This is a genomic window from Paractinoplanes toevensis, from assembly GCF_018332695.1.
GTDB lineage: Bacteria > Actinomycetota > Actinomycetes > Mycobacteriales > Micromonosporaceae > Actinoplanes > Actinoplanes toevensis.
On the sequence record NZ_BOQN01000049.1, the window covers coordinates 142,109 to 157,562 of the forward strand.

Sequence of the window (15,454 nt, forward strand, 5' to 3'; positions counted from 1 at the left end):
AACCAACCAACCGGTTGGTTGCCAACTTACACTGGGGAGCGTAACCAACCAACTAGTAGGTAGGTAGAGAGATGGCTCGCACCTGGTTCATCACCGGCAGCTCCCGTGGCTTCGGCCGGGAACTGGCCGTCGCCGCCCTGAACGCCGGCGACAACGTCGTGGCTACCGCCCGCCGCCCGGAACAGCTCGACGGCCTGGGCGGCGACCGGGTTTTGGCTTTGCCGCTCGACGTCACCGACCCGGCGGCCGCCGAGTCAGCCGTGCGGCAGGCGGTGGCCCGCTTCGGCGGGATCGACGTGGTCGCCAACAACGCCGGGTACGGCAACTCCGGCTCGATCGAGGACACCCCGCTCGACGACTTCCGCGCTCAGGTGGAGGCCAACTTCTACGGCGTGGTCAACGTGACCCGGGCCGCGCTGCCGGTCTTCCGGGCCCGGCGCGCCGGTCGCTTCCTGCAGTTCTCGTCGATCGGCGGGCGGGTCGGCGGCACTCCCGGGATGGCTGCCTACCAGGCCGCGAAGTTCGCCGTGGAGGGCTTCTCCGAGGTGCTCAACGCCGAGGTCAAGCCGCTCGGCATCAAGGTCACCATCGTCGAGCCCGGCCCGTTCCGCACCGACTGGGGTGGCGCCTCGATGAGCTTCCACCCGGTGAGCCCCGACTACGAGGAGACCGTCGGCAAGACCAACACCTTCCGCCGGGAGACCGCCGGCACCTGGCCGGGCGACCCGGCCCGCGCGGCCCGCATCCTGGTCGACCTGGTCGGCAACCCCAACCCGCCGCTGCGGCTGCTGCTCGGCGCCACTGCCGTCGACCTGGCCGACCGCTCCTCGACGGAACGCGCCACCGAGGCGGCGGAGTGGGCGGAGATCAGCCGCGCCGCCGACTTCCCGGCGGACGACGCCTGAGCCCGAGCGGGTCGGGCGCCTGGGTTGGCCCGGCAATTGGCCGGGGGCGCCCTACGGCTGGGACCGGGCGCCTGGCCGGCTCTGAGTGCCAGCGGACCGTTTTGATGCCCGTACGTTAAGCGGAATCTCGAATGACCAACGACGGCTGGAAAGTTACCGATCGCGGCAGGCGGCCGGGGGTGGCGATGTGGGCCATCAGGACCTCGGCCATCTCGGCGGCCATCTCTTCCACGGGCTGGCGGACCGTGGTCAGCAGCGGGCGGCAGTCCAGGGCGGCGCTGCTGTCGTCGAAGCCGACCACGGCGATGTCGTCGGGGACTCGGCGGCCGAGGTCCTGGAAGACGCGCAAAGCGCCTTCCGCCATCAGATCATTTGCTACGAAAAGACCGTCGATGTCGGGGAAATCGGTTAGGAGCTGGCGAGCCGCGGCCTCGCCGCCGGCTCGGGTGAAGTCTCCCTCGATGGACGGCACCGTGGGGAAGCCTCGGGTGGCCAGGAACGAACGGTAACCGTCCAGGCGGTCCAGGCCGGATGGGATGTCGAGCGGCCCGCTGATTGTCGCCAGCGCGCGGCAACCCCGGTTGAGCAGGTGTTCCGCGGCCAGGCGGGCGCCCAGGCGCTGATCGACGTCAACGTAGCTCACGGCTATCGGGGACGTCGGGCGGGCCGAGACCACCGCCGGGATGCCCAGGTCGTGCACCTGGCGGGGGAGCGTGTCCTGCTCGTGGCTGCTGATCAGCAGGACGCCGTCGACGTGGCCCTGGCGCAGGTAGCGGACCACCTGGTGATGGTCCGTCGAGTCGGTCGGGATGACCACGAGGTGGATGTCGTGCGGGCGCAGGGCGCTGGTCGCGCCGGCGGTGATCCGGCCGAAGTAGGGGTCGGTGAAGATGCGGTTCAGGAAGCTGTGGTTGTCGGGGCGGTCGGGCTCGCTGATCACCAGCGCCACCGAGTTGGAGCGGCGGGTGACCAGGCTGCGCGCGGCGACGTTGGGGACGTAGCCGGTTTCGGCGATCGCGCGCTGGACCATCTCGCGGATCTTGGAGTCGACGCTGGGGGCGCCGTTGATCACGCGGGAGACCGTGGCCCGGGAGACGCCGGCCGCCTCGGCCACCTGGTCCATCGTCGGATGCTGGCCACCGCGAGCCGGCCGGGGATTCATGCGGTCTGTTATAGCAGCAGCGCCGTTGAGAGCGCTCTCTCCCCGTGGGGGCGGCCGACGGGTGCCGCCACCGCCCGCAGTGGCGGCACCCATGGCCATCTAGGGCCGTCCGTCCGCGCCGCACTTGACGATGATGCGGATGCAGTCGTTGACCCGGCGGGCCATCTCGTCGACCGGCCATGCGTTGAAGAAGTCGCCGTGCATCGTGTAACCGGCGCCGGACGCCAGGCGGAAGCCCGCCGGGTTGCCGTTCACCGGGTACCGCATGACCTGGCGCAGCTTCGGCACGACCACCGGGTGGCTGGCCGGGCAGGCGTTGCCCACCGGGTAGGCCATGTGGCTCTTGTGGTCGGTCGAGTCCAGGTTCTTCCCGTCCCAGCAGTGCGGGAAGTCCAGGTAGGACTCCAGCATCGAGCCGGCCGGGCAGGTGACGAAGTCCGCCGACGGGTTCACCTGGCCCGCGCCCAGGCACGACCAGCGCGCGATCGTGTTGTCGGCCGGCCCGGTGGCCTTCGCGTTACCGGCCACGATCCGCAGGCCGAGCGGGAACGGCTGGGTCTGCGCGATCAGCGCGTCGCTGACCCCCTCGCCCAGGTAGTAGAAGACGCCGGTGGTCGGCTCGACCGGGACGTTGTTGTTGTAGAAGGTGGGGATCCAGTACGCCGACTTGTCGATCGACGGGTTGCAGTTGCTGTTCGCATTGAGCAGGTCGTTGACCGTGGTGCTGGCCTTGGTCGTCTCGCTGCCGAAGAAACTGTGCATGTGCGAGGCGCCGGGCAGGTTGGGGAAGATGATCGGGTCGTCCGGCAGCCGGTGGCTGGCCGGGCAGTCGGCCAGGAACTCGGCCACCCGCACCGCGCCCGGCGGGATGGTCGGTGTGGTGGTCGACCCGCCGCTGCCGAAGACCTGGAACTCGTTGAGCGAGACACCCCACTGGGTGGCCCGGACAGTGGTTTCCAGCCGGACATATCGTCCGGTGCCGCTCACCGTGAGCGTCTGCCGCCCGCCGGCACCGGCCGTGGTGTTGTAGACGGTCGTCCAACTGCTCCCGTTGGCCGATGTTTTAAGAGAAAAGCTTCGCGCGTACGCCGATTCCCAGTCGATCAGGACCGAGGTGATCGTGGCGCTCGCGCCCAGATCGACCTGCAGCCATTGGGGGTCGCTGAAGGCGCTCGACCACCGTGTCCCGAAGTTTCCGTCCACGGCGTTGGACGCCGGGAACGCGGCGCTCTCGCTGGAACTCGCCGTGGCCGTCCTGCCCTGCGAGATCAAGCCGTCGGCGGCGTTCGCCTGCGCCGGGATGATCAACAAGGCGGCTATCAACAAAGCGGCCAGCAAGGCCCGCCTCACTGGTAGACCCGCACGTAGTCGACCAGCATCTGCGACGGGAACGGCGTGGTGGCGTCGACCGCGCCCGGCCAGTCACCGCCGACCGCCAGGTTGAGGATGAGGTAGAACGGGTGGTCGAAGATCCACGCGCCCCGGGTGTTCTCCACCGTCTCCTTCTCGGCGTAGAAGACCTGGGTGTTGTCGAGGAAGTACTTGATGCCCTTCGAGTCCCACTCGGCCGCCCAGGTGTGGAAGTCGTTGGACAGGTCGGCACCGCCGGCCGCCTTGTACGACCCGCCGTAGCCGCCCCCGCCGTTGTACATCGGCGCGTGCAGCGTGGAGTAGCTGGTGAAGGTGTCCTTGCCGAGGACCTCCATGATGTCGACCTCGCCGTTGTACGGCCACGGGCGCCCGGTCAGGAAGTCCGCGCCCATCATCCAGAACGCCGGCCAGAAGCCCTGACCCTTCGGCACCTTCACCCGGGCCTCGACCCGGCCGTACTGGAAGGTGAACTTGCCGCCGGTGTTCATCCGGTGCGACGTGTAGTCGCGGCCGCCGACGGCCTCCTTACGGGCGGTCATCACCAGGTGGCCCTGGCCGTCCATGGCCGCGTTGTCGCCGTTGGTGTAGTACTCCTGCTCGCCGTTCTGCCCGGTGCCCGGGTCGATCGTCCACTTCGACTGGTCGACCCGCGTGCCCGAGGTGCCGTTGAACTCGTCGGCGAAGACCAGGCGGCTGGCCGGGAAGGTCGGGTCGGCCGGCTTGGCGGGCGGGGCGGTCGGTGCGCCGCCGGTGCCGTAGATGCTGAACTCCCACAGCGAGTAGCCGTAGGCGCTGCTGCGGGCGGTGCCGTACATCCGGACGTAGCGGCCGGTGCCGGTGGCGTTGATGACGTCCTTGAGGCCGTCACTGTTGGTGGTGCTGTAGATCGAGGTCCAGTTGACGTTGTCCGGCGAGACCTGGATCTGGTAGGCCTTGCCGTAGGCCGGGTCCCACTGCAGGACGACCTGGCTGATCTGCGCGGTGGCGCCGAGGTCGACCGAGATCCAGCCCGGGTCGACCCAGCCGTTCGTGGAGCTCGTCGCCCAGCGGCTGGCCGGGTCGTTGTCGAACGCCTTGTCCGGGCTGCACGGGTTGCAGTTGACGTCGTTCTGCCAGGTGGAGGCCTGGGCCGGCTTGTTGTAGGACAGCAGCCGCGCGGTGCCGGCCGGAGGAGTGGTGGTCGCCGGCGGCGTGGTCGGGGTGGTGGTTCCCCCGGCGAAGACCTGGAACTCCCAGAAGGAGTAGCCGTACGCTTCGAGCGCCCGTGCCGTCAGGTTTATCCGGACGTAGCGGGCGGTGCCGCTGACCGTGATGCTCTGCTGTCCGCCGGTGGCGGTCGTCGTGGCATAGGCCTGGGAGTAGTTGGCACCGTCCGAGGAGAACTGGATGGTGAAGCCCTTGGCGTACGCCGCCTCCCAGTTGATCGCGATCCGGGTGACCGCCGTCGGCGTACCCAGATCCACCTGCCACCACTGGGCGGCGCCGTACGCGCTGGCCCACCGGGTGCCGTTGTTGCCGTCCACCGCCTCGGACGCCAGGTAGGCGCCGGCGATCTGGGTGGACGATGCCGTGGCCGGCTTGCCCTGCGAGACGACGACCTCGGCCGCGTCGGCGCGGGTCATGGTGACCACGAAGTAGGAGGCGAGCAGGCCGAGAACGGCCAGCGCCAGGGCGAAGGGTCGTCTGCGGACCAGGATTGGGGATGTCATGGGGTTGACTCCTGGGTCGGGGATTGTGTCAGAGCGGTTTCGCACCGGGGAAAGTGCTGTGAAAGCGCTCTTTTGATTGACACTGTGAACCGCTGCTTCAATCCCTGTCAATGCCTGGTAGCAGCCTCGGGAAGCGCTTCCCAGGTCGCCGCCGGTTCCGGAACCGGCGGCGACCCGTTCACACCTAGGAGACCGGCGCCCGGTCAGCGGATAACGGAGAACGCCGGGCGGCCAGCGCGAACACCGCCACCGCGGGCAGCAGGAACACGCCGGCCGCCGAGATGCCGGCGCCGATCGAGCGGCGCTGACCCACCACGCCGGCCGGTGGGCCGCCCACGATCTGGCCGAGCGCGTCGGCCTGGGCCTGGATGGAGAACACCGTCGCTCGGCTCCCCGCCGAAGTCGCCGAAACCAGCCAGACCGTCATGATCGGGGTGGCGGTGTTCCGCAGCAGGCGGACCAGCAGGTAGAGCCCGATCGCGAGCCACCACTGCCCGGCCAGGCCGAAGCCGATCATGCCGACCGCGGTGACCGCCTGCACGGCCGTCATCAGTTCGCCGATCCGGCGCGGGTGTCCGGTGTGCAGGTGACGCCCGATCAGGCCGGTCAGCCCGATCGAGCCCAGGGTCGCGACCATGGCCAGCCCGCCGAAGACGAGCTGCTCCGCGGCCGTACCGAAAAAGGGCAGCAGGAAGGGCTGGCTCAGCCGGTCGAAACCCTCGCTGCTCATGCCCGCGAAAAACGTGCCGGCGACGATGCCGGCCAGCAGCGTGCTGCGCCGGACCGCACGGCCGCCGGCCGCGACCTGCCGGCCCATCGACCGCCAGGACCCGCGGGTCTCGGCGGGCGACCAGCGTTCCTCTTTCATGAAGACCACCAGGAGTACGCCGAGGAGCACCGTGAGCACGCCACCGGCCACGATGGGTACGCCGAGCCCGGCGAAGGCGAGCAGCGTGGCGGCGACGATGCCGAACAGCGAGCCGGCCTGACCGAGCTGGCCGCCGCGCACGAAGGCTTTGGTGACCACCGAGGGTTCGATCTCGTCGGCGGCCCACGCCTCCTCGGCGCCGTCGACGCAGACCACGCCGACCGACCAGACCACGTTGGCCACCAGGATCGCGGCGAACGACGGGATCAGGCCCCAGATCAGCAGGCCGGCGCCCATCAGCAGGTAGCCGGCGATCACCGACAGGCGGCGGCTGTAGAGGTCGGCGATGACGCCGGTGGGCACCTGGGCGACGAAGCAGACGGTCTCCATGAGCGTGCCGACCAGCACGAGCTGAAGCGGGGACAGGCCGACCTCGGTGGCCTGATAGATGAGATTGAGGGTGAAGGCGGTCGTGCCCGCGAACGAGCCGAGACCACAGATGAGCAGGTACAGGCGGTACGAAGACATGCGGAAGCATCCTGGGGCCGGAGAAGGCCCGGTGCCATGGACGTGCCTAGTAGAGGGTCATCAGCCCGGCAGAATGCGCACGACACCGGAGTGGGCAGCGATGCCGCAAGGGGTTGTCATGCGAGGGAGTCTAGCCGCCGATGAAGAGCGGGGTGGGCGGGGCGAAGCCGTTGAAATTTGACGCGTACGCGAGGGTGTAGGCGCCCGCCGAGCCGAAGTAGAGCACGTCGCCGACGGTGAGGCCGGCCGGCAGCGGGATGGCGTACCCGACCACGTCGGTGGCGTGACCGCTCGGCCCGGCGATGGTGAACGGCAGCGTGGGCAGCTCGTCGTGGTCGGGCAGCGAGCTCGACATCGGGTAGTCCCAGCCGCCCGGCGACTGCAACGGCTCCATCAGCCCGTGGTAGGCGCCGACCTCGAGGTAGAGCCAGTGTTCCTCGCCGCGCAGTTCCCGCCCGATGATCGTGGCGGCCAGCACCGACGCCTCGGCCACCAGGAACCGGCCCGGCTCGGCGGTGACCAGCCCCGGCCGGTACGGCAGCAGGTTGATCTCCTCGGCGACGACCCGGCCGAGCTGCTCGATCGACGGGTCGCCGGCGACGTAGTGGGCCGGGAAACCGCCGCCCAGGTCGAGCATCTCCAGCTCGATGCCCTCGTCGCGGAGCCGGTCCATCAGCACGCCGGCCTGCCGGATCGCCGACCGCCATGCCCCGGTGCTCTGGCACTGCGAGCCGACGTGGAAGGTGACCCCGTACGGCTGGAGCCCGAGCCGGCGGGCCAGCAGCATCAGGTCGTAGGCCTCCTCGAGGTCCGTCCCGAATTTGTTGCCGGCCGGGAAGACACTGGTGCTGTCGTCGACCCGCAGCCGGACGTAGACCGACGCCTCGGGGGCGTTCTCGGCGATCTTGGTGAGTTCGCCGGGCGAGTCGAAGCCGAACCGCCGGACGCCGGCCTTCGCGGCCGAGGCGATCATGCCGGGGGGCTTGATCGGGTGGCTGTAGAGCACGTCGGCCGGGTCGACGCCGTGCACCTGGAGCATCCGCAGCTCGGCGATCGAGGAGATCTCGAAGCCCGAGCCGGCCGCGACCAGGGTCCGCAGGATCTCCGGCGAAGAGTTGCACTTCATCGCGTAGTGGACCCGCACCCCGGTCAGTGCGCCGGCGAACGCCGCGTACCGGTCGGCGACGACGTCCAGGTCGGTGACCAGGTAGGGCGCCGGTACGTCGATCAGTCGCAGGGCGATCGGGGCGGCGAACGCGACGGTGCTCATGCGGCTCCCTTTACTTCGGCGGACAGGAAGAGCTCGCCGGCCTCGGCAGCCGGGACCGGACGGGAGAAGTAGTAGCCCTGGGCGAAGTGGCAGCCCATCTCGCGCAGCGCGGCCAGCTGGCCGAACTCCTCGATGCCTTCCGCCACGGTGGCCATGCCGAGGCTCTTGCCGAGCTGCACGATGGTGTCGGCCAGCGCGGTGTCGTCGGTGAGGGCGCCGAGCCGTTCCACGAACGAGCGGTCGATCTTGAGGGTGTCGACCGGGAAGCGGCGCAGGTAGGCCAGCGACGAGTAGCCGGTGCCGAAGTCGTCGATGGCCAGGGTGACGCCGAGGGCCTTGAGCCGCAGCAGCTGCTCCAGGTTGTCGTCGGTGTCGGTCATCAGCACGCTCTCGGTCATCTCGAGGCACAGCTGGTCGGCCGGCATGCCGGTCTCGGCGAGGATCGAGGCGACCACCTCGACCAGGTCGGCCCGGTCGAACTGACGCACCGAGACGTTCACCGCCATCTTGACCGGCCGGCCCCCGGCCGCGGCCGACCACTCGACGGCCTGCCGGCACGCCTCGCTCAGCACCCACCGGCCCAGCGGCACGATCAGCCCGGTCGCCTCGGCGATCGGGATGAACTCGGTCGGCGGGATCATGCCGCGGGTCGGGTGCTCCCAGCGGGCCAGTGCCTCGAAGCCGATCACCTCGCTGGTCGCCAGGTCGACGGTGGGCTGGTAGTGCAGGTGCAGCTGACCACGGTCGAGGGCGGCCCGCAGGTCGGCCTCGAGTTCGAGCCGGGCCACCAGGCCGGCCAGCATCTCCGGGTCGTAGGCCGCGAAGCAGGCGCCGCCGGCCGACTTGGCCTTGTACATGGCCAGGTCGGCGTTACGCATGAGCTGCTCGGCGCCGTCGCCCTCCGGTTCGCCCAGCACGCTGGCCGCGGCCAGGCCGATGCTGGCCTGCACGTGGATGTCCCGGGCCTCGCTGCGGAACGGCTGCTCGAGCACCTCGACGATGCGCCGCGCCACCTGTTCGGCGTCGTCGGCGTCGAGCGACGCCTGGATCAGCACGGCGAACTCGTCGCCGCCGAACCGGGCGACCACGTCGTCCTCGCGCACCGAGGCGCGCAGCCGGTCGGCGACCTGCACCAGCAGCTGGTCACCGGTCAGGTGGCCGAGGCTGTCGTTGACCTCCTTGAACCCGTCCAGGTCGAGGAAGAGCACGGTCACGTCGTCGTCCGGGCCGCGGTGCCGCAGCGCCTCGGAGACCCGCTCCCGGAACAGCGCGCGGTTGGCGAGCTGGGTGAGCGCGTCGTGGTACGCCTCGTGGACGAGCTGGTCCTGCAGTTCCTTGCGCTCGCTGATGTCCCGGGTGTTGAGCACGAGACCGGCGACGCTCGGGTCGGAGAGCAGGTTGGTGATGGTGACCTCGGCCTGCCGGATCCGGCCGTCGTGGTGCCGCACCGGCAGTTCCAGCATGGTCGTCGCGTACGGCCGGCCGGCCACCTGGCGCAGCGCCTGGGCCAGCCGGATGCCCGACTCCGGGTCGAACATCTTGGTGAGCCGGCGGCCGGTGAACAGCCGGGCCGGGAAGCCGAAGACCCGCTGCACCGACTCGCTCTGGTAGAGCACGTCGGCCTCCGGGCTGACCACGGTGACCACGTCCGAGCTGTGCTGCACGAGCGCGTGGAACCGCTGCTCGCTGGCGAACAGCTCGGCGGTCCGGTCGGCGACCCGGTCCTCCAGGTTGCGGGTGAGGTGGCGGTTCTCCCGCAGGGTGAGCAGCTGCCGGCCGACGATCAGCAGGATCAGCGCCGAGCGGGTGTATGCCACGAACAGGTCGCTGTGCCCCACCTTGGCATACCAGAAGACGGTGGTGAGCAGGGCCGCGAGCACCGCGATGTAGGGCAGCAGCAGGCCGACCGGCTGGTTGCTCCCGGCCGGGCCGGCCGCGTCGTCCTGGGCCGGCAGCGGCTTCATGGCGGCGAGCAGGATCAGCGCGAAGCCGGCGAACCAGCCGATGTCGGTGACCGAGCCGGGCCGGTAGCCGTCGACCAGGTTGAGGTAGGCGTAGCAGATGTCGGAGATCGCGAACGCGCCGATCCCGGTGCCGACCAGCATCAGCGTGCTGAACGGGCGCCGCCCGCGGTGCTGCGCGAGCATGTACAGCACGATCGTGATGATGACGACATCACCGAGCGGGTTGACCATGCTGAAGTACAGCGACGACGGGGTCTGCCGGCCGTCGTCGAACCGGGGCGCGACCACGAAGATCCACGCGATCAGGGTCAGTGAGGTGGCCACCATCAGGCCGTCCAGGACGCTGCGGATGCGGTTGGCGAGAGCCTGGGCCGGGCTCGGCAGGACCAGCAGGCCGGCCGAGGTGAGCACGACCATGCCGAGGAAGCCGGCCGCCGACACCGACGGGAACCGCGGCGGCTCGGCCCCGGAGCGTTCCAGCAGCATCCAGGCGGCCTGGCCGAGGGCCCAGCTGAGCGTACCCAGCCCGATGAGGGCCCAGCCGACCCGGGCGCGACCGGTGTACCAGGCGGCGCAGACCAGGCTCGCGACAGCGGCCGAGACGGCGGCGTAGCAGAGCCCGAAGTCGGAGACGGCCTGCGACACCCGCGGACCGCCCAGTCCGGTGCTGAGCACGACGGCGAAGACGACCACGGCCGCGCCCACGACCAGGCACAACTGTGGCCAGCGCCGGCCGTGCGCGACCGGTGTCTTCAGCCGTGCTGGGGTGGCACCCATCAGACGTTCTCCGGTCCGGTGGTAGCCGCCCCGAGATGAGCGGCTGTACGGGAGATCGGGATCCGTGGCACCGGCTTGAGGGTTTTCCTGGGCAGAGGCGATGGCGCCGGGTGCAAATCGGTTGCGAACGCATTGACTCCTGTCACTTGTTTGCGACAACGTTGTCAACGGCAGATCACGCCCGTCACGGGAGGTTTCGATGTCCGCCTTCACCTCGGCTGTGGTGCTCGCCGCCCTGTTGGTCGCGCCGGCCAACGTCGCGCCCGCGCCGACCGACCAGCCGATAGACCTGGTGAACCCCTTCGTGGGCACCGAGAACTTCGGCAACACCTTCCCCGGCGCGAGTGCGCCCTTCGGCATGGTGCAGGTCAGCCCGGACACCGGGGGCCAGGGCGGATACGACTACAAGCAGGGCACCATCTACGGCTTCAGCCAGACCCACCTCTCCGGGGTCGGCTGCGGGGTGGCCGGCGAGTTGCCGATCATGCCGACCACCGGGGCGGTCAGCGTCGACCCGGCCGCCTACCGCTCGGCCTACTCGCACGACGACGAGGAGGCCTCGCCCGGCTACTACCGGGTCGGCCTGTCCCGCTACGGCGTCGACGCCGAGCTGACCGCGACCGCGCGCACCGGCTGGCAGCGCTACACGTTCCCGGCCGGAAGCAGCGCGAACGTCCTGTTCAACACCGGTAAGGCCAACCAGTCCGTGTTCGACTCGGAGATCCACGTGGTGGGGGACCGGACCGTCGAGGGCCGGGTGCACGCGGGCAACTTCTGCGCCGGCAAGGACGACCACACCGTCTACTTCACCGCCTCCTTCGACCAGCCGTTCGCGTCCTTCGGCACCTGGCGCGGCTCGTCCGTCACGGCCGGCTCCCGGGACGCGAGCGGGACCGGCGGCAACGGTGCGTTCGCGACGTTCGCCTCGACCAGCGTGGTGGTCAAGGTCGGGCTCTCCTACACCGGTCTCGCCGGGGCGCGGGCCAACCTCGCCGCCGAGACCGGCGACGGCTACGACTTCGACCAGGTCCGTTCCTCGCTGCGGGCTTCGTGGGAGGCCGCGCTTTCCAAAATCAAGATCGGCGGCGGTACGGCGGACCGGCGCATCGCCTTCTACACCGCGCTCTACCATTCGCTGCTGCACCCGAACCTGGCCGGCGACGTGGACGGGTCGTACGTCGGCTTCGACCGGGCCGTGCACCGGGCCGACGGATACACGCCGTACCAGAACTTCTCCCTCTGGGACACCTACCGCCCGCAGAACCAGCTGCTCGAACTGCTCACCCCGGCGGTCGCCCGGGACGTCGCGCTCTCCGTGCTCGCGATCGGGCGGGACGGCGGGTGGCTGCCGCGCTGGGCGCTCGCCAACAGCGAAACCAACATCATGACCGGTGACCCGGTCACCCCGTTCCTGGTCGAGGCCTGGTCCAAGGGCTTGCTGCAAGGGCACGAGCAGGAGGCGTACGGGCTGCTGCGCGCGAATGCCCTCAGCGAGCCGCCGGCGTCGTCGCCGTACAACGGGCGCACCGGGGTCCGTTACTACGCCGATCGCGGCTACATCCCCTCCGGGCTTCGCCTCGGCACCGACTGCGTGGCCAAGGGCGGCGACAACGACTGCCAGCACCCGGCGTCGGCCACCCTCGAGTACGCGGCGGCCGACGCGTCCCTGGCGCTGATGGCGTCCGGGCTCGGCCACGCCGCGGATGCCCGCCTCCTCGCCGGGCGCGGCCAGTGGTTCCGCAACCTCTGGGACTCCTCGATCGGGCAGTTCCGGCCGCGGACCGTCGACGGCACCTGGCTCACCCCGTACGACCCGGTGGCCGCCGGCGAGCAGTTCCACGAGGGCGGCGCCTACCAATACCAGTGGCTGGTGCCGCAGGACCCGGCCGGGCTGGTCGGGCTGATGGGCGGGCGGCGGGCCACCGAGCAGCGGCTCGACGACTTCTTCGCCTACCCCGGGCTGCTCACCGACCCGGCCGGCACCGCGCGCACCGCCTGGATCGCCAGCCCCTACGAGTACTACTCGAAACACACCTACAACCCGAACAACGAGCCTGACCTGCTCGCGCCGTACCTCTATCACTGGGCCGGGGCGCCGGCCAAGACCGCCACGGTCGTCCGGGCCGCGATGACCCTGTTCACCACCGGCCCCGACGGGATGACCGGCAACGACGACCTCGGCACGATGAGCGCCTGGTACGTGTTCTCCTCGCTCGGGCTGTACCCCACCATGAGTGGCGCCAACTTCCTGGCCGTGTCCAGCCCGCAGTTCCCGTCCGCGGTGGTGGACGTGGCCGGGCACCCGCTGACCATCACCGCCCCCGGCGCCTCGGACACCCGCCGTTACATCCAGCGCGTCTCGGTCGGCGGACGATCGCTGGCCAAGAACTGGATCCCCTGGTCGGCGATCGGGTCGGGCGGGACGATCGCGCACACCCTCGGCGACGCACCGTCCCGCTGGGGCACCGCGGCCGCCGACCAGCCGCCGTCGGTCAACCAGGCGCCGGCCGACAACCGCACCCACCTCGACGCCGCCGTCCGGCCCTCGTCGGCGGCGCTCGCTCCCGGCGGCAGCGTCACGCTGACCGTGGACATCGTCGGCCAGGCGCCCGGTGTGCTGCGGCCGCGGGTCACGGCCACGGTGCCCGAGGGATGGCAGGTGTCCGTCCGTCAGCCGCGGCCGATCACGTCACGCCACCTGCCGGTTTCCGCCTCAGCGGCAGTAACGGTGACGGCCCCGCAGGGTGCGGCGCTCGCCTCGTACCCCTTGCAAGTGAGCGTTAGCGGCGCCCAGCCGGAGGCGACGACGGCGAGCTTGGTCGTCAGTACGCCGTTGACCTGTGCTTTTTCCTCGTCCTCGGGATGCGCAGTTGATCTTGGCCCGATGCTGTCGCGGGACGGCACCGCAACCGTCGCCGCGCCCGCCGACGGCAACTTCGACGGCGGCGGCTGGAGTTTCGACGGCGACCTGCTCCCGCCGGCCGGCCCGGTCACCTGGGCCGGCGTCACCTACAACGCGCCGTCGCCGGCCGGCACCGCGCCGAACTTCGTGGCCGCCGCCGGCCAGCCCCTGCTGCTGCCCACCGGGTTCACCGGCGTGCACCTGGTCGCGACCAGCCACAACGGCCCGGTCAGCGGCGGGCTCACGGTGGGCTACACGGACGGCAGCTACGCGTCGGTGCCGCTGACCGTGGCCGACTGGTGCGCCGGCGATCCCGCCGCCGGAACCACGACCGTGCTGGCCATGGACCACCGGATCAAGGCCGGCCAGGGCGTGGACGGCCCGCCGGTCAAACTCTTCGGCGTGACCGTCCCGCCGGCGGCGGGCGCCTCCGGGAAGCAGCTGCGCTCGGTGACGCTGCCCGCCGCCGCCGGTCTCTTCGTCTATGCGGTCAGCCTCTACTGAACCCAGCCGTAGAGGTGCTCGACGTGGATGCGGACGACCAGCCGGCCGTCCGCCACCATGGCCCGCCGGTAGTCGTCCCAGTCCGGATGCTCCTTGCCGGCGATCGTCCGGTAGATCTCGATCAGCTCCTCGACGGTGGCGTCGTCCTCGGCCCAGGAGACCGCACTGAGCTCGGCCGTGCCCTCACCCACCGCGTAACCCCAGCCACCGGGCGCGGTGACCTTGATGCTGACCCGCGGGTCGCGGCGCAGGTTGTGCACCTTGGCCAGCGCGGTCCGGGTGGAGAACCGCACGAGCCGGTCACCGGCGGTGTAGCTGACATCGGACAGCTGAGGCCGCCCGTCCTTCTTGAGGGTCGCCACAGTGCCGAGGTTTCCGCCGGCGATGACACCCCACAGTTGCTCTTCGGACATGGCGTTGAATCTACTGTGCCGGGCGACCCGGCGACGGCCATCAGTTCGAGGCGCCGGATCATGGCCGGGTCCAGGCCAGGAACCGATCGAAGGCGCCCCGCAACGGACCCGGCCCGGCATCGAGCGCGTAATGCTCCAGATGGGTCCACATCAGCATGGCCAGTCGGGTGCGGTCGAACTCGGCCCGAAGGCTCTCCCGGGCCGGGCGGCAGGCCAGTCCGCGCCGCAGGTGCCGCCCAGGCCGAGGTCGAGCTGAGCCGACGCGATCCGCCGCGGCCGGGCATCCTCGGCCCGAAGCTCGGCGATCACCTCCCGCGCGACCACCTCGGCGGCGGGATCGCCGGCCCACGCCAGCGTCGTCGCGGCGTATGCGTGCGCCTTGCCTGGGTCGTAGCGGTAGTGATGCTCCGGCTGGTCGGGTTCGGCACGATGCCCGGCCAGGCGGTTCGGGGATCGGGTCGCCACGGCATCGCTGGCCGACAGCCCGGAGTCGCGGCAGTTCGCCGCGATGCTGCCGCTGACCGTGCACCCCCCAGGACGTGTGGGCGCAGGCCAAGTCCGGGCCGTTGCCGCACCCGATCACGGCCGCTGGCACCGCACCGGTCCATGACCCCGTCCCCGGCGAGCTCTATTTCTGGCCGACGACCGACGTGCTCGCCGTCTACTACGCCGACCTCGGGCAGGCCGTCCCCGACCCGGGTCTGATCCGGCTGGGCGCGATCGACACCGGCCTGGACGACCTCGCCCACGCGGGACGGCGAGTCACCGTCCGTATCGATATCGAGGGAGTGCAATGAACGGCAAGGTTGTCTTCGTCACCGGCGCGGCCGGCACTGCGACGTCACCCGGGCCGCGGATGCCGAGGCGGCGCTGGAGCAGACCGTCGCGACGTTCGGGCGCCTCGACATCGCTTTCAACAACACGGGTATCGAACAGCCCACCAAGCCGGCGGCCGAGATCGCCGAGGAGGAATGGGACCGGATCGTCGCCGCCGTTCTCTGGCTGTGCTCGGACGCGGCTCGTTCGTCGTCGGGCACGCCATGGTCGTCGACGGCGGTCAGACGACCGGCCGAGCCCAAGG

Annotated in this window: 10 protein-coding genes and 2 pseudogenes; 4 read left to right on the plus strand and 8 right to left on the minus strand. The window is 70.5% G+C overall.

The window, feature by feature from the left end; translation table 11 throughout:
- Positions 1-71: 71 nt before the first annotated feature.
- A complete protein-coding gene (locus tag Ato02nite_RS17440; protein WP_213007587.1) occupies positions 72-905 on the plus strand; it encodes an oxidoreductase in 834 nt (277 codons plus the stop codon).
- A 115-nt stretch (positions 906-1,020) separates the two neighbouring features.
- Here the strand turns inward: Ato02nite_RS17440 and Ato02nite_RS17445 are convergent, their stop codons facing one another.
- The 6 genes from Ato02nite_RS17445 to Ato02nite_RS17470 form a co-directional block, all read right to left on the minus strand.
- Positions 1,021-2,028 (minus strand): LacI family DNA-binding transcriptional regulator, encoded by a 1,008-nt coding sequence (locus Ato02nite_RS17445; RefSeq protein ID WP_213007588.1) that lies wholly within the window; start codon positions 2,026-2,028, stop codon positions 1,021-1,023.
- A 138-nt stretch (positions 2,029-2,166) separates the two neighbouring features.
- A complete protein-coding gene (locus tag Ato02nite_RS17450; RefSeq protein ID WP_246607108.1) occupies positions 2,167-3,378 on the minus strand; it encodes a DUF1996 domain-containing protein in 1,212 nt (403 codons plus the stop codon).
- A 35-nt stretch (positions 3,379-3,413) separates the two neighbouring features.
- Positions 3,414-5,147 (minus strand): discoidin domain-containing protein, encoded by a 1,734-nt coding sequence (locus Ato02nite_RS17455; RefSeq protein ID WP_213007590.1) that lies wholly within the window; start codon positions 5,145-5,147, stop codon positions 3,414-3,416.
- A 184-nt stretch (positions 5,148-5,331) separates the two neighbouring features.
- The gene (locus Ato02nite_RS17460; RefSeq protein WP_213007591.1) at positions 5,332-6,543 is read right to left on the minus strand and encodes an MFS transporter; all 1,212 of its coding nucleotides are present in this window, start codon (positions 6,541-6,543) and stop codon (positions 5,332-5,334) included.
- A 130-nt stretch (positions 6,544-6,673) separates the two neighbouring features.
- On the minus strand, positions 6,674-7,813 hold the full coding sequence (locus Ato02nite_RS17465; protein ID WP_213007592.1) for a type III PLP-dependent enzyme: 1,140 nt from the start codon (positions 7,811-7,813) through the stop codon (positions 6,674-6,676).
- On the minus strand, positions 7,810-10,554 hold the full coding sequence (locus Ato02nite_RS17470; RefSeq protein ID WP_213007593.1) for a putative bifunctional diguanylate cyclase/phosphodiesterase: 2,745 nt from the start codon (positions 10,552-10,554) through the stop codon (positions 7,810-7,812). The genes Ato02nite_RS17465 and Ato02nite_RS17470 overlap by 4 nt, the downstream gene beginning before the upstream one ends.
- 199 nt (positions 10,555-10,753) lie before the next feature.
- On the opposite strand from Ato02nite_RS17470, the gene Ato02nite_RS17475 reads away from it, so the two are divergent.
- Positions 10,754-13,960 (plus strand): GH92 family glycosyl hydrolase, encoded by a 3,207-nt coding sequence (locus Ato02nite_RS17475; RefSeq protein WP_213007594.1) that lies wholly within the window; start codon positions 10,754-10,756, stop codon positions 13,958-13,960.
- Here the strand turns inward: Ato02nite_RS17475 and Ato02nite_RS17480 are convergent.
- Entirely contained in the window at positions 13,954-14,373 is a 420-nt protein-coding gene (locus Ato02nite_RS17480) for a PPOX class F420-dependent oxidoreductase (RefSeq protein WP_213007595.1), read from the minus strand. The two genes, Ato02nite_RS17475 and Ato02nite_RS17480, sit on opposite strands and share 7 nt — an antisense overlap.
- Before the next feature lie 237 nt (positions 14,374-14,610).
- Positions 14,611-14,787 (minus strand): annotated as a pseudogene (locus Ato02nite_RS17485) (transcriptional regulator); the annotation flags it as partial.
- Between the two features lie 125 nt (positions 14,788-14,912).
- Between Ato02nite_RS17485 and Ato02nite_RS17490 the strand changes: the two are divergent.
- Positions 14,913-15,170: a cyclophilin-like fold protein gene (locus Ato02nite_RS17490; RefSeq protein WP_213007596.1), complete on the plus strand. Its 258-nt coding sequence runs from the start codon at positions 14,913-14,915 to the stop codon at positions 15,168-15,170.
- Positions 15,151-15,351, plus strand: a pseudogene (locus Ato02nite_RS53000) (SDR family oxidoreductase); the annotation flags it as partial. The gene Ato02nite_RS17490 and the pseudogene Ato02nite_RS53000, both read left to right, overlap by 20 nt.
- Positions 15,352-15,454: the final 103 nt, after the last annotated feature.

Bases quoted from the DNA above. Each gene is read 5' to 3' on its own strand.
- Ato02nite_RS17440 (WP_213007587.1), top strand. From the start codon at position 72: ATGGCTCGCACCTGGTTCATCACCGGCAGCTCCCGTGGCTTCGGCCGG.
- Ato02nite_RS17445 (WP_213007588.1), bottom strand. From the start codon at position 2,028: ATGGACCAGGTGGCCGAGGCGGCCGGCGTCTCCCGGGCCACGGTCTCC.
- Ato02nite_RS17455 (WP_213007590.1), bottom strand. From the start codon at position 5,147: ATGACATCCCCAATCCTGGTCCGCAGACGACCCTTCGCCCTGGCGCTG.
- Ato02nite_RS17460 (WP_213007591.1), bottom strand. From the start codon at position 6,543: ATGTCTTCGTACCGCCTGTACCTGCTCATCTGTGGTCTCGGCTCGTTC.
- Ato02nite_RS17465 (WP_213007592.1), bottom strand. From the start codon at position 7,813: ATGAGCACCGTCGCGTTCGCCGCCCCGATCGCCCTGCGACTGATCGAC.
- Ato02nite_RS17470 (WP_213007593.1), bottom strand. From the start codon at position 10,554: ATGGGTGCCACCCCAGCACGGCTGAAGACACCGGTCGCGCACGGCCGG.
- Ato02nite_RS17475 (WP_213007594.1), top strand. From the start codon at position 10,754: ATGTCCGCCTTCACCTCGGCTGTGGTGCTCGCCGCCCTGTTGGTCGCG.
- Ato02nite_RS17480 (WP_213007595.1), bottom strand. From the start codon at position 14,373: ATGTCCGAAGAGCAACTGTGGGGTGTCATCGCCGGCGGAAACCTCGGC.